Below are 19805 nucleotides of genomic sequence, written 5' to 3' on the forward strand. Positions count from 1 at the left end.
GCGGCAAATTCTGATTGCTTTTGGCCACTTCCACTGAAAATTTTCCGACCACACCCTCCCTGAAAGGCATTTACCTCATGCTGGGCGCTGCATTTTTCTTCTCGCTCACATCCGCGATCTCGAAATGGCTGGGACGGGAGTTTCATATTGTGCAGCTGGTTTTTTTCAGGAATATAGTGGGGGTCGTATTCATCATTAGCAGCATCTGGCAGCGGCCGTTACGGCAGGAAGGAGGGAAGTTAGGATTGCTTATTTTCAGAGGTATAGTAGGGACATTGTCGCTCTACATGCTTTTTTATGCGATCCAGACTCTTGGGCTCGGTCGGGCGTCGACCTACCAATATACCTACCCGATTTTTCTCGCACTTTTTTCCTGGCTGCTCATCGGCGAAACGCTGAATGGGAAGGAATGGATGGCTATTTTCGTCGGCTTTACCGGTATTTTGTTCGTATTCCGGCCTGATCTTTCGTCGTCATTGCGGGATAATGCGCTGGGGCTGGGCAATGCATTGCTGACGGCCGTTTCCTACCTGTCGATCCGCCAGCTCGGTGTCGTGTACGATACGCGCGCAATCATTCTTTCCTTTATGCTTAGCGGCATTGTAATGCCCATTCTATCGATGCTGGTCGGAACATACTATCCCATGGAGCACCTGGATTTTCTGATAGGCACATTCAAATGGCCTGAGAATGTCTGGCAATGGCTGGGTTTTCTGGCATTGGGCCTTACCGCGCTTTTGGGACAAAAAATGCTGACACAATCTTTCACTTACGATAAAGCCGGACGTGTCGCCGCGGTAGGTTATTCCAATATTCTTTTTTCCGTGCTGATCGGCTTTCTGATGGGAGAAGCTATTCCGACGCTTTCCATGCTGACAGGTATGCTCCTGATCATCACAGGCGGGATTCTGGTATCTCTGGCTAAAACCAAAAATGCTTAAAGCCGTTCATTGAATGCGAGCCGGTTCATGAACGGATCGATCACCGTTACCGAAATGGCATCCCAGGGTTCGTGTTCAAGGCCGGGGTGATTGTATTTGTATTGTTTTTCGTTGAGCTCTTTGTGGAAATCACGCACGCCGGTGCATTCAATAAAGACTTTGGCGCCGGGTGTGCTGTCGCCATGATGTTCTGAAAGGTGGAGTATGACACCACCGCGCGAAACTTGCATATAAAGCGGCGCATCATCGGAAAACCGGTGTTCCCAGTCGATCTGAAAGCCGAGCCAGCCGATGTAAAACTCACGTGCTTTCGTTTCGTCAAAAATGCGTAAAATTGGGATGACTTTGCTGGCTTCCATGTCGATTGTTTTTTGAGCTTAGTGTTGGGAACGGGACTGCGCGTCCCGGACTTCGCGTCCCGGATTTCGAATCCCGGCAATGATTTGTGGCTGAGATTTGTTTGCTAAAAGAAAACTAAGAAATTACCATGAAACGACTCCTGTCATCGCTGATAATATTTCCGTTAATGCTGGTATTTCTCGCCGGTTTCAAGGCCGACACCGGTAAGGGGCGTGTGGCGGAGGGGCCAGCTGCCGAGGGCATTCAATGGCTGACCATTGAAGAGGCATATGCCAAAATCCAGAAAGAGCCCCGCAAAATTCTGATCGATGTCTATACCGATTGGTGTGGGTGGTGTAAGGTGATGGATCGTGAAACCTTCAAAGACAAGGCGGTCACCGAATATATCAACAAGAAGTATTATGCCGTAAAGCTCGATGCAGAGCAAAAAGGGACGATCAAGCTGGGCGACAAGCAGTTCAAATACCTCGAACAGGGCGGGCGCGGCATTAATGAAATCGCATTGGCATTAACCAACAACCAGCCAAGTTATCCCACAACGGTCTTCCTGGACGATCATTTCAATATGATCCAGCCGCTCGCAGGTTACCTCAAAGCCAAAGAGTTTCACCAGATTATCACCTTTTTCGGAGAGGATTACCACAAAAAGCAGGACTTCGAAAGCTATAAAACGAAGACTTACGCGCAGTTGTATCCGGCGAAGTAACGATAAGTCAAATCACTCAACTTCCTTATAAATAGTCATTAAATAGCAGTAACAGATTTAATTATCTCAAACCTGTCTTCTGTTATTAACATTAGCTAATTATATGAAGTGCAGTGAGCTTGTAAGGATACTAAAAGATGATGGTTGGTTTATTGTTAGGCAAGAATGAAGCCATGTAATAATGCGGCATCCGATAAAGGAAGAGCAATTGGTTGTCCCTTACCACGGTTCAAAAGAAGTGAAGAAAGGATTGTTGGCGGCGTTGTTGAAAAAGGCGGATGTAAAAACCAATAAGAGATGAAAAAGCCGAAAATAGTGCTGGAAGTTACCAAAGAAGAGGATGGTTATAGCGCCGTTGCCGATGTCGAAGACAAATTCATTGGTACGCAAGGCGATAGTATGGAAGAGTTGAAACAAAACATCCTCGAAGCAGTCAATTGGGCTTTCTCCGAGGATGGTTTCAGTTATAATATGGATGAGATCGAACTGAGGTACCTTACTGAGAAACCCGAAAATTCGCTCCACTAGTCAAAGAACGAAATACGCTAAACCGCTTCCCCTTCCTGCATCCTTTCCGCATTCTCCGCAATGCGCAGCTTTTCGATCAGCTCCGCGATATCCCCTTCCATGACGGCGGGGAGGTTGTAGACCGTATAACCAATCCGGTGATCGGTAATGCGGCTTTGCGGGTAGTTGTAGGTCCTGATTTTGTCGGAACGGTCGCCGCTGCCTACCATCGATTTCCGTTGCGAACTGATCGCATCGTTGTGTTTTTTCAACTCGATCTCGTACAGACGCGAGCGTAGTACGCTCAATGCGCGTTCCTTGTTTTTGAGCTGTGAACGTTCGTCCTGGCAGCTCACCACGAGTCCGGACGGAATGTGGGTAAGGCGTACCGCGGAATAAGTCGTGTTTACCGATTGTCCACCGGCTCCAGATGATTGGAAAGTATCGATGCGGACATCGTTCATATTGATCTGCACATCCACCTCCTCTGCTTCCGGCAGAACCGCCACCGAAGCCGCCGATGTGTGAATGCGACCCTGAGATTCAGTCGCAGGTACGCGCTGCACGCGGTGCACGCCCGATTCGAATTTCATTTTGCCGTAGACATCCTCTCCCTCGACCTTACAGATAATCTCTTTATAGCCACCGTTGGTGCCTTCTGTATAATCCATTACCGATGACCGCCAGCCCATTTTTTCGAAAAAACGCTGATACATTCTGAAAAGGTCGCCGGCAAAAATAGCAGCTTCGTCGCCACCGGTTCCGCCACGGATTTCGAGAATAATGTTCCGGCTGTCGTTAGGATCTTTCGGGATAAGCAATTCCTTAATGGTCTGTTCGAGTTCTTCCAGCTTCGGAGTCAGTTCATCGAGCTCCTCTTTGGCCATTTCACGCAGATCTTCGTCTTTTTCAGTCGCTATAAGTTCTTTGGTGCCGGCAATGTCTTTCTGCAATTTCTGGTAAAGTGCATATTGCTCTACGATCTTGCCGAGATCCTTGTATTCCTTGCTGATCTTGGAATAACGTGTAGAGTCGGAAACCACTTCCGGTTGTATGATTTGTTGAGAAACCTCTTCAAACCGTTCTTTTATAGCTTCTAATTTATCGATCATCTTTATTGAATATCTTTGGCATCTCGCATTCGGGGCACAAAGATACGCATTTTAGCTAAATGAATGGTTTCAAGGAGCTGGCTGTGTGCTGTGAGAGAAACCGTTTGATGGATTAAACTAATATTTGGAACAATGAAAAGGATCATATGCATAGCCATGTTGGCAAGCGCTTTCATCGGTTGCGATTTTAAAAGCGGGCGCATTGAAAACACGAAGGAACTAAACAGGGAAATTAAAGCCTCGCAGATCAAACGGGTGACCAACGTGCAGCTGGTGTCATCGGCGGATGAATGGGGGAAGAAAATCGCGCAGATTGCAGAAAAAGCACTGAAAGGCGAATTGGAAAAGAACCCGGACGCCGGACTGGCGCATTGCCGCGACCTGAGCGGCATTCCGGTGATCGCCGCATTGGAAAAGGAATATGGCGTTAAAGTCGAGTTGTTTGGTATTAATGATGTAAAGCGTGCCGATTTGCATGCCAAGGAACGGGAAATACTTGATGCTTACGCATATAGTGCTAAAAGCAATACACAGGCAGGCGATAATTTGCAGCAGCTCAACGATAGCCTGCTCGTTTACAACGCTCCTGTCGCCGGAGGGAGCATCATTTGCAAAAAATGTATGGCTGCGCAGGACACTACTTTCGCTGTATGGCGGCTGCTTTTTAATAAGAAGGAGATTATTAGAAAGCTGGATGCGAAGTAGTTAAAGGATTGAAATGAAGATGGGTATCGTCTCAGTCCCGACGATACCCATCTGCTTATTTTCCAACAACCTGGTAAATATCATACCAATCTTCCCGGCTCAGCTTAATATCCGACGCGCTCGCGCCGTTGCGGATACGTGCTTCCGATAGCGAACCGATAATGGGTAATGTCCCTAGCTTCATGAGCCAGGCGACGGCCGTCTGTTCAATATTAGCGTCATATTTCTTGCCGACCTCGTCCAGTTTGGCTCTCAACCGTACGGCTTTCTCGTCAGTGCCATTCAGGATTTTCCCGCCGGCGAGCGGAGCCCATGCAAGGGGCTTGCTGAAACTCTGCTTGATAAAATCGATGCGGCCATCCTCGATTGCGGTCGTGTTCATCAGATTCAGTTCGATATGGTTCGTAACGATCGGAATCCGGAGGTAGGACGCCAGCAGCTGATGCTGAAAAACCGTAAAATTCGCTACGCCTATATGCTTCGCTTTGCCCGATGTCACGATTTCGGCCAATGCCATGGCTGTTTCCTCCGGGTCTGCGAGCAAATCGCTCTGATGCAGCAGGAAGATATCCAGGTAGTCGGTTTTGAGCCTTTTTAACGAACCGTTGATGGAGTTGATAATGTGCTCACGCGAATTATCGTAGTATGTCAGGTATTTATCATCCGACATCCTGATGCCACATTTGCTGAACAGCACAATATCCTCCCGTTTGAAGGATTTGTTGGCAATGATCTTGCCGAAATGTTCTTCAATTGTGTGGTCGCCGTAAACATCAGCATGGTCGAATGTATTGATGCCCAGATCGAGGCAAAGGTTGACCGTTTTTTCAATTTGAGTGGTGGTAACGGCACCTTCGTCGGTCCATCTCCAGAAACCATAAATTGCTTCCGAAACCTTCGGGCCGGAATCGCTGAGGCTTACTTTTTTCATCGGTGGTAGTTTGAATTCCTGCAAAAGTATCTATTTCTCCAATCGTTTATCCCTTACGATCAGATAAAAATCATTGTCCAGTTCAAGGTAGCCGTAGTCATACACGAAGCGATAAATGCTTCCTTTGAGGGTCGGACGGATATTCGTAATTAGGTTAAAATCAAAGCCTTTGGCTAATAAAATGTGCTTGGTTGTTTTGGATTTTTCGTCGGGACAAAGCTCTTCCAGAATGCGGCGATTCTTTCGGAGCTGGTTATTAATATTCCTGACAATGTTGTAAGAATCCGAATTGAGCCGGTTATTAAAGCTGTTCCGGCACAAGTCGGAACAAAACTTCTTGTCGACCCTACCCGTAAGGGGTTTACCGCATTCCTGGCAATTTATCATATCCTTTTTGTTTCGCCGGACCGCTTGAAGTCCGGCAGTGTGCATAGATTCTCCTGAAGTGCAATTTAGTAAAATTCACATGAGGGGTTCAAATGCGCGCATTTTTCCGTTTGCAAACGGCTGCAAATGCTTTCATACGATTATAAGCGGTTAAAAACCGACTTGATTCTTCCGGCTACTACACCTTTGCATTGCCGGTTCGCATTATTCAGTTCCGGCATCATTATTCATCATCTAAACATTATCAAAAATGAATTCGGTAAAATTAATCGGGAATGTAGGCCGCGAAATCAATGTAAAGGAGTTTGAAGGCGGCAAGATGCTTAGCTTTTCACTGGCCACAGACGAAGGCTATGTGGCTAAGAACAAAGAAGAGGTCAAGAATACGGTCTGGCATACGGTAGTCGTGTGGCGGGAACTGGCACAGCGTTGCGAGACATTCCTGACAACAGGCAAACTGGTCTCGATCGAAGGCCGGTTAACTTATCGGCAGTATGTCGACAAAGATAATCGTACGGTAAGGCGTACCGAAGTAACCGCGCATAAGGTAGAGGAGGTCCAGAAGAAGGAGGCTGCGGTGTGAGGCAATTCCAGTGGTTCGAGCGGTTAAACAGGCCTCATGCCTGGTTTCGACATGAGGCCTGTTTTGTGCTTACGACAAGCTCTTTTCGAGTGTAGCTTTCCAATTGCTGTACGCGTCGCGCGTGGCTTGTACGTGATTTGCGTCGGGCTCGATCGTGCGTAGCGCGGTAAGGCCGACAAATGCTTCTTCTCTGTTCTTATAATAACCGAGTCCGAAGCCGGCAGCACGGGCTGCTCCCTGTGCGCCGTCGGTGTTGTAAAGCTCAACGGTAGCGCCGGAGACATTGGCAAAGGTTTCCCTGAAAACGGGGCTGAGGAACATATTGGCTTCCCCGGCACGAATGTTCTTGAGGGATACGCCTACTGTTTCCATGATTTCCATGCCATAGTAAAGGGCGAAAACAATGCCTTCCTGTGACGCTCGTGTGAAATGGCTCAATCCGTGACGGCTGAATTGAAGCCCTTTGAACGTGCTTCCGGGATCCTGGTTTTCGAGCATACGCTCGGCCCCGTTGCCAAATGGAAGGCAGAACAGACCGTCGGAACCCACAGGCGCTTGTGCGGCCAGGTTGTTCATTTCGGGGTAAGAGATATTCCCCTGGAACAGCGCATTGCGAAGCCATCCATTCAGGCTTCCGGTCCCGTTTACGCACAGCAAAACGCCATACCGTGATGCCGAAGAAATAGGGTTCACGTGCAGGAAGGTATTAACACGTGATTTCGGATCGAACTTAATTTGATCGCTGACGCCGTAGACGACCCCGGAAGTACCGGCAGTCGCCGCAACTTCACCAGGTTCGAGTACATTGAGTGAAAAGGCGTTGTTGGGTTGGTCGCCCGCGCGGTATGTAACGGGAATGCCTGCGCGTAACCCAAGCTCGGCAGCAGCGGAAGCGGATACTTTCCCTTGTTCGGCAAATGTTGGAAGTACTTCGGGAAGGATATTTTGGTTGAATCCGAAATGGTCGAACAGGAAATCGGCCGGACGCTGATTGACAAAGTCCCAGAATATCCCTTCGGAAAGCCCCGATGGAGTCGTAACCACTTCCCCGGTCATGCGGGCAGCCAGGTAATCGCCGGGCAGCATGAATTTATGGACCTTCGCGTAAACATCGGGTTCATTCTGCTTCACCCAGCCTAGTTTGGATGCCGTGAAATTGCCCGGGGAGTTGAGCAAATGCGGTAAAACATATTCTTCACCTAATGCTTCCATCGCCTGGTTGCCGACTTCAACAGCGCGGCTGTCGCACCAGATGATGGATGGACGGAGCACGTTCAGGTTTTCATCCACGACCACGAGCCCGTGCATTTGGTAGGATATACCAATTGCCCCAACCTGGTCAGGGGATACGTTCGCCTTTTTGATAACAGCCTGGGATGCAAGACACGCATTTTCCCACCACATCTGCGGCTGCTGTTCGGCGAAGCCCGGCTTGGGAGCAGCAATGGTCATTTCCCTTTCAGGATAGAATGCGGAGGCGGCAACTGCCCCGGTATCTGCGTGAATCAAACAAGCTTTGACGGACGAACTGCCTAAATCGAATCCAAGGAAATACATTGCGAAATATGATTATTTTGATTTGAAATGCTTCAATGTTTAAATATAAGCGCTAAAAAGTACAAAAATGTTCAAATAACTTTAAGAAAAGAAACATATTAAGTGTAATTTTTACACTTAAATATAAATGTGTTGAATAGGTACGGGAAAGTGACGTCAGAACAGTCAGAAATTGGGTATATTAATGACCTGATGAAACTAAAGGGTTGATTTTAGGGTCTCCTTTGTGTTTATCTTGCAAGAGGTCAAATATCTATGCGATATTTGAGGAAAATTTCAAGTTGCTGACATCCTTTATCGGGAATTATGAAGAAAGTTGTACAAGTCGTTCTCATCGGTGGATTGTTTTTGTTGTTTTCAGAATTTCACCCGGTAGACAGAAAATGGGAGAAGCAGTTCTCCCGCCTTGATCGGGAAATCAGGGAAAACAGCAAAGCCTATGCAACACTGGGGGACGCAACCAGGACCATCGGGCACCGGCTTACGGGAAGCGTAAATGGAGAAAAAGCGGAGGAATATGCATTCAAGCTTTTGAAAAGTTATGGTTTCACCGATGTGGTTTATCAGCCTTTCGAAGTAGAAGCCTGGATGCGGGACACTGTCACACTATCCATTGCACCCGGCAGTAGCGACAACTTTCGTGATGTTCCCGTAGTATCCCTGGCGCATTCGCCTGTGGAATCCAATCTGCAAGGTGAAATTGTGGATGTCGGTAACGGCCTGGAAGAAGATTTCCTGGCTATGAAAGACAAAGTGAAGGGCAAGATTGCGATGGCAAACATCAATCTGGTGGGTGTAACAGGCAAAAAGAACCTGCACCGGTCGGAAAAAACAGCATTGGCGATCAAATATGGAGCACGGGGAGTGATCATGGTCAATGGTGCGCCGGGTAAGATTTTACTTACCGGAACCGCATCGGTTACCGGAGCGATTATTTCCATTCCCGCGGTGTGTATATCCAACGAAAGTGGCCACGAGATCAGGAAATGGATTAAGGACGAAGGCCCTCTGGAAGCTCATATCGATATGCACAACATTTCGAAGCCTATCAAAGCGCGGAATGTAATAGCTACGCTCAAAGGAAAATCGGACGAGAAAGTGATCATCGGGGGGCACCTGGATTCATGGGATCTGGCCACCGGCGCTATTGACAATGGAATCGGTTCTTTCGCAGTAATAGATGTGGCCAGAGCTTTCAAGGCATTGAAAGTGAAACCGGAGCGGACCATTCAATTCGTGTTGTTTATGGGGGAAGAGCAGGGGCTGCTAGGCTCGAAGCACTTTGTGAACGAACTTAAAAAGTCCGGGACGATCGACAAGGTTTCTTATATGATGAACCTCGATATGACCAACGATCCGAATGGAGCCAATACATTTGGACGGGATGAGATGACCGAGTTCTTCGCGACTGTTGGACAGGCTATCCGTTCCGTTGACAGTGATTATAAAAACGAAACAACAAACAGGGCTGGTCTGCATAGCGACCATCAGCCGTTCATGCTGGAGGGCGTCCCCATTGCCGGTTTGTCAGGCCACCTCGATCCCAATGTTTTGCAATGCTATCATGCAGATTGCGATGATTTCAGTCTGGTAAACAAGGATCAGCTGGAAAATACGGTGCGCATCGCCTCCATGTATCTATACGCACTATCCAATGCAGAGAATATCGCGGTGAAGAAATTGTCGGACCAAAAAACACGTGATTATCTGATATCGCAGGGATTGAAAGAAGAACTGATTATCGGCCAGGAGTGGCGATGGGAACAGTAAACTATTTGCCGCAACAGAAAGTACAATGCTAGTATTTCCGAATGCCAAGATCAACATCGGTTTAAATATCGTTGAAAAGCGCCCGGACGGGTTTCATAACATCGAGTCCTGTTTCTATCCTGTGGGTTGGTCGGATGCGTTGGAAATTACTTTGGCGGAGAAGTTCTCATTTCACGCCGACGGGATTTCCATTCCTGGAAACGCCGCCGACAATCTCTGCACAAAGGCGTATGAAATGCTCAGAAATGATTTTGATCTGTCCGCTGTCAAAATACATTTGTTGAAAACGGTGCCTATCGGTGCCGGACTTGGTGGAGGGTCGGCAGACGCGGCTTTTACCATTAAAGCGTTGAATCAGCTATTCGATCTGGCGATTTCCATCGAAGAGCAAGAGAAATATGCCAGACTAATCGGCAGCGATTGTGCCTTTTTTATCCGTAACAAACCGGTGTATTGCTTCGAAAAAGGTGACCAGTTTGATACGATCGATATTAATATTTCCGGTAAATGGATCGTGCTTGTGAACCCGGGAATACATATCTCGACGATCGAAGCATATTCCGGGGTAGTCGCGAAACGAAGCACCGAAAATTTACGTAATATACTTCGGGAGCCGATCACCGAGTGGAAAGGCCGCGTCACGAACGATTTTGAAGCAACTCTTTTTAAAAAATGCCCCTCTTTAGAGGAAATAAAGGAAAAATTATATGGCCTTGGTGCCGAGTACGCAGCCATGAGCGGTTCAGGATCTACGTTGTTCGGCATTTTCGGGCAGGAGCAGAATGTGAAAGAGCATTTTCCGGACTTTCGTCTGTGGCAGGGTTTTCTTAAATAAATTTAACCTTTACGTTATGTATTAAGGTGCAAAATAGTCGTTATATTCACTTTGAATTGCGCTTTTCGAAGATATCAATGATTAGGAGATGAGTCCGAAGCACACAACTAAGCAAACCGAAAACCCTTTCACCAAACGTCGTGAGCCGCTTGGCTTTATGCTTTGGCTAGGGGTTGCTGGCAGCTCAGTGCTTTTTACCTCGATTTTCGTCATTTTCCTTCTGAGGGCGCATAAAGAGACCGCTCACCTGGTTGCATTGCCTGACATGTTCTGGCTGAGTACGCTGGTCATCCTGTTTAGCAGTATTACACTTCACGAAGCGAACCTGGCTTTCACAAACGAACGTTTTCTGCATTACAGGGTATTTCTGGGCGCTACACTCTTGCTCGGATTTACCTTCATTATGCTGCAAACGGGCGGATGGATGGAAATGGTTAATTCCGGCGTTTTTAGTGGCGTCAATACCCCCGAAGGATTCATTTACCTGCTGACGGGCCTTCACCTGCTGCATATGATAGGAGGCGTGTTGTATCTGAGCTATCTGTTCCGGAAAGCGGTGAAGAACAGGAGTTATGTGGATTCGTTCGTATACAGCGTCAATCCTCCAAACCGCCTGCGTATTAAGCTTTTTACCCGCTACTGGCATTTCACAGGCGCGCTCTGGCTTGTGGTGTTTATTTTCCTGATCGTACTTTACTGAGATCCGGCCAAAGGTGCCTTCTCCGCAATTGCATTCCCGAATTCGTATATTTGGAATCCGAGATGTAATCATATGATCCCTGCTTCGCCGCCGATCCGTACCGACCTTTTTTCACTATTCATTCTGCTGGGTTGTGTGCAGGGGCTGATCCTCGCGTATGTTTTCCTGTCGCATGTAAAGGGCAGCCATCGCGCGAACCTCTTCCTCGGAATACTGATCCTGGCAATGTCGGTCATTATCACCGATGTCTGGTTGGGATATACCCATTACATGTTCCGTGTGCTGTGGCTGGTCGATTTCAGTGAGCCGCTGAACTTGCTCATGGCCCCAACCGCATTTCTTTATACCCAAACAGGAGTGAACCAGAAGACGCCCCGGCGCGCATGGCTGCATTTTTTACCCTCGCTGGTGTATCTAGCATATATGTGCGTGCTCATTTACCCGCAAAGTCTGGCATTCAAGTACAATTCAAATATTGGCTCTTTCCATCCCGAAATGGAAAGGATTGAAGCCACGAGGTACGGTAGCGATTGGATGTTTTTCCCGAAATGGCACATCAACGATCTCACGTTCGCTAGTATGGTGATTTATAGCATTGCCGGCTTCTGGTTTCTGACCCGTGCATTCCGGGAACGCGGGACTTCTTTTTTTGCGGGTGAAAAGAATCCGCTTACCTGGTTCAGGGACATGTCTTTGCAGCTCACATTCCTGATACTGGTTTTCTTTATCGTCCGAACCTCATTCCCTCATGATCTCGGCGACCATATTATCGCCGCATTCATTTCGCTGATTATCTACATTATCAGCTTCACGGTGTTGAGAAAATCACTGTTTTTTCATGAGTCGAATGAACGCACCGCCCGGAAATATGAAAAATCGTCACTGACGGAAGAAATACAATCTGCGACGCTGGGCAAACTGGAAGCGGTCATGCTTGCGGAAAAGCCATTCCTCGACCCCGGTTTTTCCCTGCCAACGCTTTCCAAAAGACTCGGTGTGTCGACCCACCATTTGTCACAGATACTTAATGAGGAATTGAAACAAAGCTTTTTCGACTTTTTGGGTGCATACCGCATTCAGGAGGCGCAGCGGCTACTTGCCGATCCGGAGAATGCTTACATCAAAATCGAGGAAATCGGACAGATGGTAGGGTACAACTCAAAATCCGCATTCAACACGGCTTTCCGAAAGATAACCGGTTCCACACCCTCCGAGTACCGTAAAAAACAGGCAAATCAGAAGTTCTGACTTATCGGGAAGAACTTCGAACGGATCAGAACGGTCGTTTTAGACCTGTTTCGGACACTAGTTTTGGGCATCACTCAAAACTATTTGTCATGGAAACAAAACCCAGCCAATTTAATACCCCATCACCGCAAATCCGCCGATATGATCTCGACTGGCTGCGCGTGCTCGCCTTCGGAATCCTGATATTCTTCCACGTCGGAATGTTTTTCAACCATTGGGGCTGGCATATCAAAAACAATGTGATCACACATGCGGTTGAATGGCCGATGCGGTTCAGCAGCCAATGGAGAATGTCGCTGCTATTTATGATATCAGGGGCCGGAGTCTATTTTGCGCTCGGAAGTCGCGGATCGGCAGCTTTTCTGAAAGAGCGTTTTGTCCGGATTTTCATACCACTTGTTTTCGGGATGTTCGTGATCGTGCCGCCGCAGATCTTTTTCGAGCGCCTTACGCAGGGGCAAACGTATGACTACGGAGATTTCTATAAAACCGTGTTTCAATTCATCCCTTACCCCGAAGGTAGTTTCAGCTGGCACCATTTGTGGTACCTCGTCTACATTTTCTGCTATTCTTTATTGGGGCTGCCGCTGTTGCTTTTGCTACGTCGTTATACCAGCTTTACGCAGCGTGTGGCGGCATTCTTTGCCAATCCCTGGGCTTTAATTGCCTTGCCGGTACTCTGGCATGTGGGCGGTAGTGTTTTACTGGAAGAACATTTCCCTACTACACATAATCTGGTGAAGGATTGGAACGAGCATTTTCATGATTTTACGCTCTTCGTGACCGGATTTGTGATTTGCACGCAAACCCGCTTCTGGGAAACGCTCCAAAAATACAGACAGCTAACGCTGGGCATATGGATTACGCTGACCATCGCCCTCTACGCATATTATTGGACTGTCGACAGGGATATGAATGCGGTGGAATGGCTTGTTTATGATGCGATCAAGACGACCAACGCGTGGTGCATTCTGCTATCTATCTTTGGATACGGCTATACTTACCTTCAATTCACCAACCCATTTCTGAAATACGCCAATGAGGCGGTATACCCGTTTTACATCTTGCATCAGACGGTGATCATTTGCCTGGCCTATCCATTGATCCAATCACCGATGCATTGGTTTGTGAAGTTCATCTACCTGTGCATAGCCACATTTGTGATTTGCCTCGGTATGTATCATTTCCTGATCCGGCGAAGTAACCTCCTGCGGGTGTTTTTTGGAATGAAAACGATGACACGAAGAAAAAGTAATGAGCCTGTGACGCCTATTTCTTCAATATCTTGAATTCCACGCGGCGGTTCTGCTGCTGTCCTTCCGGTGTGTCATTTTTGGCAACCGGCTTGGTTTCACCATAGCCTTTGCTGGCAATGCGATCGGGTTCGATGCCTTTGCCGATCAGGTATTCGCGTACGGCGTCGGCCCGTTTCTGTGAAAGATCGATGTTGAACTCGGCGCTACCGGTATTATCTGTGTGCCCGCCGAGCTCGATGGAAAGCGTCTTGTTCTCTTCCATCGAGATGGCAATGCGGTTCAGCTCGCCAAACGACTCGTCGCGGAGCGTGGCTTTTCCTGTGGCGAAGAAAATGTTGTTAAGCCGCACGATCTGGCCTTCTTCGATCGGGATCAGTTTCAGCGATTTGTTCGCGATTTCCTTGAAGCCCTTATTGCCGTTGCTGGTGGAGTCGGTAAGGTCGATATTTTCTCCCTCCGCGATGAAATTGGGCGCTACTGCCCGCCAGCTGTATTTCTGGCCGTACGGAAGCACGAGTTTATATTCGCCGGTGGTAGGGTTGGTCGTTGCGGTACCTACTTCTTCGCCGGTAGCAAGGTCCTCGTAAATGATCGTCGCTTCAACAGGCTTGCCGGTTTTGGAATCGATCACTTTTCCGCTGATCATGACCACGGGGTCGGAGGGCGGCACGACGGCGACAGGGGCTTCTGTTGCCGAATCGGCCGGAGCAGGTTTGGGTTGCAGGTTATAGCGGACAATATCGCCTTTGCCCTCGGTGTCTTTGAAAGAAACCATGTAGGCGAAATCGCCCAGGGCGGAAATGGTATAGTAAGCGTCGTAGCCGTCGGTGTTGATGGCAGGGCCGAGGTTTACCGGCCTGCTCCATCTTTTCCAGGATTTGTCGATCCGCTTGCTGTAATAAATATCGTTGCTGCCTTGCCCGCCCTTCCGGTCGCTGGAAAAATAGAGCGTCACGCCGTCAGGTGCGAGGAATGGGGTGGTTTCGGTAAAATCTGCGGTGTTAATTTCAGCGCCGAGGTTCAATGGTTTGGACCAGGTACCGTCTTTTTGTTTGAAACTCACGTACAAATCGTCGACTTTGCTGTTTTTCTTTTCGCTGAAAGACATCACCAACGTTTTACCGTCATTGGAGAGATAACCGCAGTCGAACTGGCCTTTGCTGAGTTTGGTATAACCCGGAATATCCAGCTTGTTTGGAGCGGACCAGCCCCGCGCCGTTTTTTTACTGGTTGAAAACCCGCGTGTCTCGTAGGTTCCGTTTTTGTACGAGCCTTTGATTAACAGAGTGTTGCCGTCGGGAGTGATGCTGTAAAGGCTGTTGTAATCTTCTTTGTTGAGGGGCGAAGGCAGCCTCCGCGCAGGCGTCCATTTGTCGCTTTTCAGTTCTGAATACCAGATATCCTGGCTGCCTTTCGGGCCGTGCGTGTTCTGCGGGTGGCTTACCCTTGAAAAATAGATCGTTTTGCCGTCGGGAGAAATGATCGGACTGATTTCATTGTATTCAGTATTGACCGATTTTCCGAGGTTTTCCAGCTGCGCGTAGGCGCAAATGGACGTGGCGACCGTAATGGCTAAGAGGCAGAAAGCACGCATTGTTCTTACAGGATGGCTAGTTTTTATCTACATACAACGACCCGTCCAGCGGCTTATTTTCCGCATTTTGCAAACGGAAGGCTTCCATTTTTTCAAGGAGCGTTGCAGGATCTTCTGCAACTACCAAAAGTGCGCGGTTATCGGGCCTCAAAAAGCCTTCATCCACCATTTTATCGAGTTGCAGAAGCAAAAGATCGTAAAATCCGTTGACGTTCAAAAGTCCGACGGGACCGTGGAATATGCGAAGCTGCGCCCAGGTCAGGATCTCGAAGAGCTCGTCGAAAGTACCGTAGCCGCCGGGTAGTGCGATGACGCCGTCGGACATCGATACCATTTTGGCCTTGCGCTCGTGCATGGTGTCAACGAAATGCAGTTCGGACAAGGTCTTGTGCGCCACTTCCAGCTTGGCCAGGAAATTCGGGATAATGCCCGTGACAAACCCGGCATTGTCCATTGCGCCGTCGGCCACGCGACCCATCAGGCCCATATTTCCGCCGCCATAAATGAGTTTAATGCTCCGCTTTGCCAATGCTACGCCCAGTTCGTAGGCGGCTTCGGCATATAGCGCTTTCTTTCCCGGATTTGAACCGCAGTATACAACTATGGATTGCATTGGATAAATGGATATGATGTTTTGAGGCGGGATATCCGGCAGGTTATGCCAAGATATCCGCAGCCAGTTTTTTCAGGTCAATGTCACCGAATGTGCCGGAACTCATCAGCAGCAGGTTTGCATCCTTCCAGGTCAGCGATTTCAAAAATGCTTCCAGTTCGGCCGAATCGGTAAACACTTTCAGATCATCACGCTTGAATGCCGCTTTGATCTCTTCTTCCGACAGGCTTTCCAGGCGCTTGTGTTCCAATGTCAGCGGGTTGAAGTAGACCACCGCCACGTCGGCTGCTTTCAGTTTGCGGCGATATTGGGATAAAAAGCCCTTATTAAGGCTGCTGAATGTGTGAAGTTCCGCGCAGGCAACCAGTGTTCTGTTCGGAAATTGCTCTTTCAGGGCGTTGGTGGTCGCTTCAACTTTGGAAGGTGCATGAGCGAAGTCCCGGTAAACATTCACCGACTCATTCGTTCCGAGTAGTTCCAGGCGTTTCGACGCGCCTTTGAATGTGCGGATCGCGTCGTAGAACTGCTCGTCGGTCACGCCCAGTCGTTCACAGACTTCGCGCGCGCCGCTGATATTTTTCATATTGTGACTTCCGAAAACAAGTACCGGAACTTCACCCTGCTCTGCGGTGATCAATATTGTTTTATTGTCCTCGATCCGGTGCGGATGTACGGTGTAAGGCGTACTTGCCACGTCCGGGCGTTCTTTTCGTCCGATTACGTCAAGCATATCGTCCGTTTGATCGAAGATGATTGCGCCGGCTTTTGGTAGGGAATCCGCCAGTAATTCGAACTGCTTCACGTACGATTCCCAGGTTGGGAACACATTAAAATGATCCCAGGCAATGCCGCTGATCAATGCGATGTGCGGCTGATAGTGAATGAATTTCGGCGTGGGATCGATGGGTGAAGTGAAGTACTCGTCGCCCTCAATCACGATCAGCGGAGCGTTTTCGGAAAGCTTCACCATATTATCGAAGCCTTCGATTTGCGCGCCGACCAGGTAATTGAAATTCCTTTTATTGTATTTCAAAACGTGGAGTACCATGGATGTAATGGTTGTTTTTCCATGGCTGCCCGCGATCACGACGCGCTGTTTGTTCTGGCTTTGTTCAAAGATATATTCGGGATACGAATAAACTTTGATACCCAGCTCTTTCGCTCTCGCGAGCTCGGGATTATCCTGCCTGGCATGCATTCCGAGAATCACGGCTTCCAGGTCGGTGGTGATTCTCTCCGGAAACCATCCCGTAACAGGCGGAAGCAAGTCATATTGTGCGAGGCGGCTGGACGATGGCTCATAGATTTCATCATCCGATCCCGTCACAATGAATCCCTTTAAATGTAGCTCGATGGCCAGATTGTGCATGACACTACCACCAATCGAAATGAAATGTATTTTATGCAAAGATGAAGATTGACTCATTGACAATTCTAAAAACTGATTCCGTTCGAAAGTTAGCAAGAATTGGCCTTTGGGCAAATCCTGCCTGCCTCCTATTTCCCGGCGTCCTTCACGAACTTGACATTTTCCTGTGTACCGTTGCCACGCACAAGGCCGATGATGTAGGAGCCCGAAGCCAGGCCCCGGATATCGATCTCCCGGCGCGGTTTGTCCGAATTATAGACGACCTGCCCTGCCGCATTGATGATCCTGACCGTTTTGATATCCTCCCAACTGCCGGCAGCGATCATTACCTTTTCGCTCGCAGGGTTCGGGTAGATGCTAATGTCCGTTTTGAAGTTCAGGTTGACAATCTTGCTGTATGAGAAAGTCTGGTCGCGGTCGACCATTTTCAGACGGTACAGATTTTCGCCTGCAGCCGGGGTAAGATCACTGAAATTGTAGCGGGTAACAGCATTCAGTACGTCGCCTCCAGCGGGTAATGAGCCAATACGCACCCATTTTTTGCCATCGGTGCTCCTTTCCACATCGAATTTTTCGCTGTTCATCTCTTCGGACGTCGACCAGGCAAGTTGCGCCTGCTGGCCTTCCTTCGCCGCAGTGAAGTTGATCAGCTTCACCGGCAATGCGCGGGTAACCGGAACGACTTTTGCCGCGGATTTGGCAACACACCCGCTGCGTGTCGACTTGGCGCTATAATTGTAATCGCCCGGCGAGTTAGGAGCAGTGATGGTAATAGAGTTGCCCATCCGGTTGGAGGCACCCTCACCGCTCCATATGTAGTTGGCGGTGTTACATTCAGGGCCCTGGCAATTGACGCTGAGCGTTACCGACGTTCCGACCACCGGCTTGGTCGGAGAAGAGCTCACATTCACAGAGTAGGAGCATGGCAGGTAGTTGCCGCTGTCCCAGATGTTTTCCCAGTAGCCGGTATCCGTCATTCTGATGGATTTCGGTTGAAGATCACTCTGTCCGAAATCCTGTCCTCCGATCTGGTTCCAGGTGTCGAAAAGGAAATTCCCGGTGAATACATTCGGGAAAATATTGACTGTCACGGCCTCCGCACGCGCGGGTGGCTGGTACGAGGGTGTCAGATATTGTTCACGGCACAATGCAAGCGTGGGGGCAAGTTGCGCCATCTCAATATCATTAAAATGCATCGCAATATGCACGTAGTTCGCACCATGCTTGTAGGCGCGTGGGAACCACTCATAGGGAATACCACCATTGATTCCCGAACCGCCGTCGGGCTGGCCGAGATCGGTCGGATCGAATTCGAGGCCTGCAATTTTATTGGGGTAGGTGCCTTTGATGACGTCGATCCCCATTATTTTTCTCCACAGGTCCCATTGATGGCTGCCGTCGGTATGGTAAATGCCGTCTGAAAGCTCCAATGCAAGAAGGAGCGTGCTGCTGTGCAAATGCCAGTTGTTTCCCTGCACCGAGCCGAAGTCGGATATGAAGTGCAATACTTTAATAGAAGAATTACGGTTTTTGACGGTTTCGTAAAAACCTTTGAAAAGCTTCAACAAACCCCATCCCGCAAAGCGATGCAGGTCGCGGCCCATTTCCGAATTGTAATTTCCGTCGGTTGGCTGGGGTGCAGTGGCAATGGGATAGGAGCTTCGGCCCCAGGTAGCGTTGGTTTGGCCCGGAAACCTGATCGGAAGGAACTTGGTGCGCCAGGCCTGTAATGCTTTGGCTTCAAACATCCCGGCGTAGTTGACCGAGTTGACGACTTTGTTGGGCATATAAAATTCTTCGGATCCATTGTTACCCATTGCTACATACAGGATCCTGGACGAATAACCTTGTACCTGGGCGAGCGCATCGTCTACAAAAGCCAGGAAGCGGCCGGTAGCATATTCGGAGAAAACGGATGGTACCGTATGGGAAATGGCCTCGCGCATGAGCGAGCCGTTGGAAAGTTGCGCAACGTCGACGGTCGAAAGAAAGTTGTCGTTCCAATACCCGGGCCGGAGATAGGAAAAGTGAAGGGCTACCTTCATGTTCGGATTAATGTCCAGAATGGCTTTAACGGCCTGGGCCATCTTGGCGCGTTGGTAATTGCCCAGGGTGGGTTCATAATGCTCCCATTGTATATGCAGCCTGATTGCCGTCGGACTTGCGTCCTTTCCGTTGTACTTGAGGTTCGCGAATTTCAGGATGTATTGCCATTGTTCGGTATTGATCCCGTTGGGTGCCGTTCGGTCGAACCCGTAACCGGTGGTGTTGAGGATCAGCTCTCTTTGCGCCAGAAGTGCGGTGGGTCGGCTGAACAGCAATGCAAGGAAAAGTGCGATGGTTAATAAACGTGAGTTGTTGGGCGGCGGCGTCAGACGTATGAAGCGCATAAAAATTTTAGTTCAGTAGGCGATTACAGCTTTTTTGATTCGTTGAGACAGATTTAATTTTCTCTATAAGTGATATAGAAGTTTATGGAGTTACACACGGCTGCCAATTTGTGGCGGTCATTTGCAAAACCCTGTTGAGAATCAGGATGGAAATAGAAGAGGAATTTTAGTTTTTAAGCCAGATAGGCTAGTTGTTCAATATTTTATTTGTGATGATAACTTGATAAAGGATGGTATGAAT

At 48.7% G+C, this 19805-nt stretch carries 20 protein-coding genes; 11 read left to right on the forward strand and 9 right to left on the reverse strand.

Annotation, left to right across the window (positions count from 1 at the left end):
* Positions 1 to 20 precede the first annotated feature (20 nt).
* Positions 21 to 941, forward strand: a complete 921-nt coding sequence (locus J7619_RS24650) for a DMT family transporter (protein WP_291205106.1) — start codon at positions 21 to 23, stop codon at positions 939 to 941.
* On the opposite strand, the gene J7619_RS24655 is transcribed toward J7619_RS24650, so the two are convergent.
* The gene (locus J7619_RS24655) at positions 938 to 1300 is read right to left on the reverse strand and encodes a glyoxalase superfamily protein (protein ID WP_291205109.1); all 363 of its coding nucleotides are present in this window, start codon (positions 1298 to 1300) and stop codon (positions 938 to 940) included. The genes J7619_RS24650 and J7619_RS24655 overlap by 4 nt on opposite strands.
* A gap of 128 nt (positions 1301 to 1428) precedes the next feature.
* On the opposite strand from J7619_RS24655, the gene J7619_RS24660 reads away from it, so the two are divergent.
* The 3 genes from J7619_RS24660 (at position 1429) to J7619_RS24665 (ending at position 2535) form a co-directional block, all read left to right on the forward strand.
* Positions 1429 to 2007 (forward strand): DUF255 domain-containing protein, encoded by a 579-nt coding sequence (locus J7619_RS24660; RefSeq protein WP_291205111.1) that lies wholly within the window; start codon positions 1429 to 1431, stop codon positions 2005 to 2007.
* 181 nt (positions 2008 to 2188) lie between these two features.
* Positions 2189 to 2308, forward strand: a complete 120-nt coding sequence (locus J7619_RS32325; RefSeq protein ID WP_409012764.1) for a type II toxin-antitoxin system HicA family toxin — start codon at positions 2189 to 2191, stop codon at positions 2306 to 2308.
* Entirely contained in the window at positions 2305 to 2535 is a 231-nt protein-coding gene (locus tag J7619_RS24665; protein ID WP_291205114.1) for a hypothetical protein, read from the forward strand. Before J7619_RS32325 ends, J7619_RS24665 begins: the two co-directional genes overlap by 4 nt.
* Positions 2536 to 2552: 17 nt before the next feature.
* Here J7619_RS24665 and prfA read toward each other — a convergent pair whose 3' ends face one another.
* A complete protein-coding gene (gene prfA, locus J7619_RS24670) occupies positions 2553 to 3626 on the reverse strand; it encodes a peptide chain release factor 1 (RefSeq protein WP_291205117.1) in 1074 nt (357 codons plus the stop codon).
* 132 nt (positions 3627 to 3758) lie between these two features.
* On the opposite strand from prfA, the gene J7619_RS24675 reads away from it, so the two are divergent.
* A complete protein-coding gene (locus J7619_RS24675; protein ID WP_291205120.1) occupies positions 3759 to 4331 on the forward strand; it encodes a hypothetical protein in 573 nt (190 codons plus the stop codon).
* Between the two features lie 55 nt (positions 4332 to 4386).
* On the opposite strand, the gene J7619_RS24680 is transcribed toward J7619_RS24675, so the two are convergent.
* Both J7619_RS24680 and J7619_RS24685 read right to left on the reverse strand, forming a co-directional pair.
* Positions 4387 to 5262, reverse strand: coding sequence for an aldo/keto reductase family oxidoreductase (locus J7619_RS24680; RefSeq protein ID WP_291205122.1), 876 nt, complete (start codon positions 5260 to 5262; stop codon positions 4387 to 4389).
* Between the two features lie 30 nt (positions 5263 to 5292).
* Positions 5293 to 5649 carry a hypothetical protein gene (locus J7619_RS24685; protein WP_291205125.1) on the reverse strand — a complete coding sequence of 119 codons (357 nt, stop codon included), beginning with the start codon at positions 5647 to 5649 and terminating at the stop codon, positions 5293 to 5295.
* A gap of 250 nt (positions 5650 to 5899) precedes the next feature.
* Here J7619_RS24685 and J7619_RS24690 point away from each other — a divergent pair, with 250 nt between their 5' ends.
* Positions 5900 to 6232, forward strand: coding sequence for a single-stranded DNA-binding protein (locus J7619_RS24690; protein WP_291205128.1), 333 nt, complete (start codon positions 5900 to 5902; stop codon positions 6230 to 6232).
* A 69-nt stretch (positions 6233 to 6301) separates the two neighbouring features.
* On the opposite strand, the gene J7619_RS24695 is transcribed toward J7619_RS24690, so the two are convergent.
* Positions 6302 to 7789, reverse strand: a complete 1488-nt coding sequence (locus J7619_RS24695; protein ID WP_291205130.1) for a xylulokinase — start codon at positions 7787 to 7789, stop codon at positions 6302 to 6304.
* Positions 7790 to 8095: 306 nt separating this feature from the next.
* On the opposite strand from J7619_RS24695, the gene J7619_RS24700 reads away from it, so the two are divergent.
* The 5 genes from J7619_RS24700 (at position 8096) to J7619_RS24720 (ending at position 13631) form a co-directional block, all read left to right on the forward strand.
* On the forward strand, positions 8096 to 9559 hold the full coding sequence (locus J7619_RS24700; protein WP_291205134.1) for a M20/M25/M40 family metallo-hydrolase: 1464 nt from the start codon (positions 8096 to 8098) through the stop codon (positions 9557 to 9559).
* 25 nt (positions 9560 to 9584) lie between these two features.
* A complete protein-coding gene (ispE, locus tag J7619_RS24705) occupies positions 9585 to 10394 on the forward strand; it encodes a 4-(cytidine 5'-diphospho)-2-C-methyl-D-erythritol kinase (RefSeq protein ID WP_291205137.1) in 810 nt (269 codons plus the stop codon).
* Positions 10395 to 10482: 88 nt separating this feature from the next.
* Positions 10483 to 11094, forward strand: a complete 612-nt coding sequence (locus J7619_RS24710; protein WP_291205141.1) for a heme-copper oxidase subunit III — start codon at positions 10483 to 10485, stop codon at positions 11092 to 11094.
* Positions 11095 to 11166: 72 nt separating this feature from the next.
* Positions 11167 to 12342, forward strand: a complete 1176-nt coding sequence (locus J7619_RS24715) for an AraC family transcriptional regulator (RefSeq protein ID WP_291205143.1) — start codon at positions 11167 to 11169, stop codon at positions 12340 to 12342.
* Positions 12343 to 12431: 89 nt separating this feature from the next.
* On the forward strand, positions 12432 to 13631 hold the full coding sequence (locus J7619_RS24720) for an acyltransferase (RefSeq protein WP_291205146.1): 1200 nt from the start codon (positions 12432 to 12434) through the stop codon (positions 13629 to 13631).
* On the opposite strand, the gene J7619_RS24725 is transcribed toward J7619_RS24720, so the two are convergent.
* The 4 genes from J7619_RS24725 to J7619_RS24740 form a co-directional block, all read right to left on the reverse strand.
* The gene (locus J7619_RS24725) at positions 13612 to 15192 is read right to left on the reverse strand and encodes an OmpA family protein (protein ID WP_291205149.1); all 1581 of its coding nucleotides are present in this window, start codon (positions 15190 to 15192) and stop codon (positions 13612 to 13614) included. The two genes, J7619_RS24720 and J7619_RS24725, sit on opposite strands and share 20 nt — an antisense overlap.
* A 16-nt stretch (positions 15193 to 15208) precedes the next feature.
* On the reverse strand, positions 15209 to 15805 hold the full coding sequence (locus J7619_RS24730) for a TIGR00730 family Rossman fold protein (RefSeq protein ID WP_291205152.1): 597 nt from the start codon (positions 15803 to 15805) through the stop codon (positions 15209 to 15211).
* 43 nt (positions 15806 to 15848) lie between these two features.
* Complete coding sequence (gene murC, locus J7619_RS24735; protein ID WP_291205156.1) at positions 15849 to 17231, reverse strand: UDP-N-acetylmuramate--L-alanine ligase; 1383 nt, start codon at positions 17229 to 17231, stop codon at positions 15849 to 15851.
* Positions 17232 to 17302: 71 nt separating this feature from the next.
* Positions 17303 to 19564 carry a T9SS type A sorting domain-containing protein gene (locus J7619_RS24740; protein WP_291205158.1) on the reverse strand — a complete coding sequence of 754 codons (2262 nt, stop codon included), beginning with the start codon at positions 19562 to 19564 and terminating at the stop codon, positions 17303 to 17305.
* Positions 19565 to 19805: the final 241 nt, after the last annotated feature.

Source organism: Dyadobacter sp. (genome assembly GCF_017744695.1).
Classification (GTDB): Bacteria; Bacteroidota; Bacteroidia; order Cytophagales; family Spirosomataceae; genus Dyadobacter.

Excerpts from the sequence above, each read along its gene's own strand:
- J7619_RS24655 (WP_291205109.1), bottom strand. The coding sequence starts at position 1,300 with ATGGAAGCCAGCAAAGTCATCCCAATTTTACGCATTTTTGACGAAACG.
- J7619_RS24660 (WP_291205111.1), top strand. The coding sequence starts at position 1,429 with ATGAAACGACTCCTGTCATCGCTGATAATATTTCCGTTAATGCTGGTA.
- J7619_RS32325 (WP_409012764.1), top strand. The coding sequence starts at position 2,189 with ATGCGGCATCCGATAAAGGAAGAGCAATTGGTTGTCCCTTACCACGGT.
- J7619_RS24665 (WP_291205114.1), top strand. The coding sequence starts at position 2,305 with ATGAAAAAGCCGAAAATAGTGCTGGAAGTTACCAAAGAAGAGGATGGT.
- prfA (WP_291205117.1), bottom strand. The coding sequence starts at position 3,626 with ATGATCGATAAATTAGAAGCTATAAAAGAACGGTTTGAAGAGGTTTCT.
- J7619_RS24675 (WP_291205120.1), top strand. The coding sequence starts at position 3,759 with ATGAAAAGGATCATATGCATAGCCATGTTGGCAAGCGCTTTCATCGGT.
- J7619_RS24680 (WP_291205122.1), bottom strand. The coding sequence starts at position 5,262 with ATGAAAAAAGTAAGCCTCAGCGATTCCGGCCCGAAGGTTTCGGAAGCA.
- J7619_RS24685 (WP_291205125.1), bottom strand. The coding sequence starts at position 5,649 with ATGATAAATTGCCAGGAATGCGGTAAACCCCTTACGGGTAGGGTCGAC.
- J7619_RS24690 (WP_291205128.1), top strand. The coding sequence starts at position 5,900 with ATGAATTCGGTAAAATTAATCGGGAATGTAGGCCGCGAAATCAATGTA.
- J7619_RS24695 (WP_291205130.1), bottom strand. The coding sequence starts at position 7,789 with ATGTATTTCCTTGGATTCGATTTAGGCAGTTCGTCCGTCAAAGCTTGT.
- J7619_RS24700 (WP_291205134.1), top strand. The coding sequence starts at position 8,096 with ATGAAGAAAGTTGTACAAGTCGTTCTCATCGGTGGATTGTTTTTGTTG.
- ispE (WP_291205137.1), top strand. The coding sequence starts at position 9,585 with ATGCTAGTATTTCCGAATGCCAAGATCAACATCGGTTTAAATATCGTT.
- J7619_RS24710 (WP_291205141.1), top strand. The coding sequence starts at position 10,483 with ATGAGTCCGAAGCACACAACTAAGCAAACCGAAAACCCTTTCACCAAA.
- J7619_RS24715 (WP_291205143.1), top strand. The coding sequence starts at position 11,167 with ATGATCCCTGCTTCGCCGCCGATCCGTACCGACCTTTTTTCACTATTC.
- J7619_RS24720 (WP_291205146.1), top strand. The coding sequence starts at position 12,432 with ATGGAAACAAAACCCAGCCAATTTAATACCCCATCACCGCAAATCCGC.
- J7619_RS24725 (WP_291205149.1), bottom strand. The coding sequence starts at position 15,192 with ATGCGTGCTTTCTGCCTCTTAGCCATTACGGTCGCCACGTCCATTTGC.
- J7619_RS24730 (WP_291205152.1), bottom strand. The coding sequence starts at position 15,805 with ATGCAATCCATAGTTGTATACTGCGGTTCAAATCCGGGAAAGAAAGCG.
- murC (WP_291205156.1), bottom strand. The coding sequence starts at position 17,231 with ATGAGTCAATCTTCATCTTTGCATAAAATACATTTCATTTCGATTGGT.
- J7619_RS24740 (WP_291205158.1), bottom strand. The coding sequence starts at position 19,564 with ATGCGCTTCATACGTCTGACGCCGCCGCCCAACAACTCACGTTTATTA.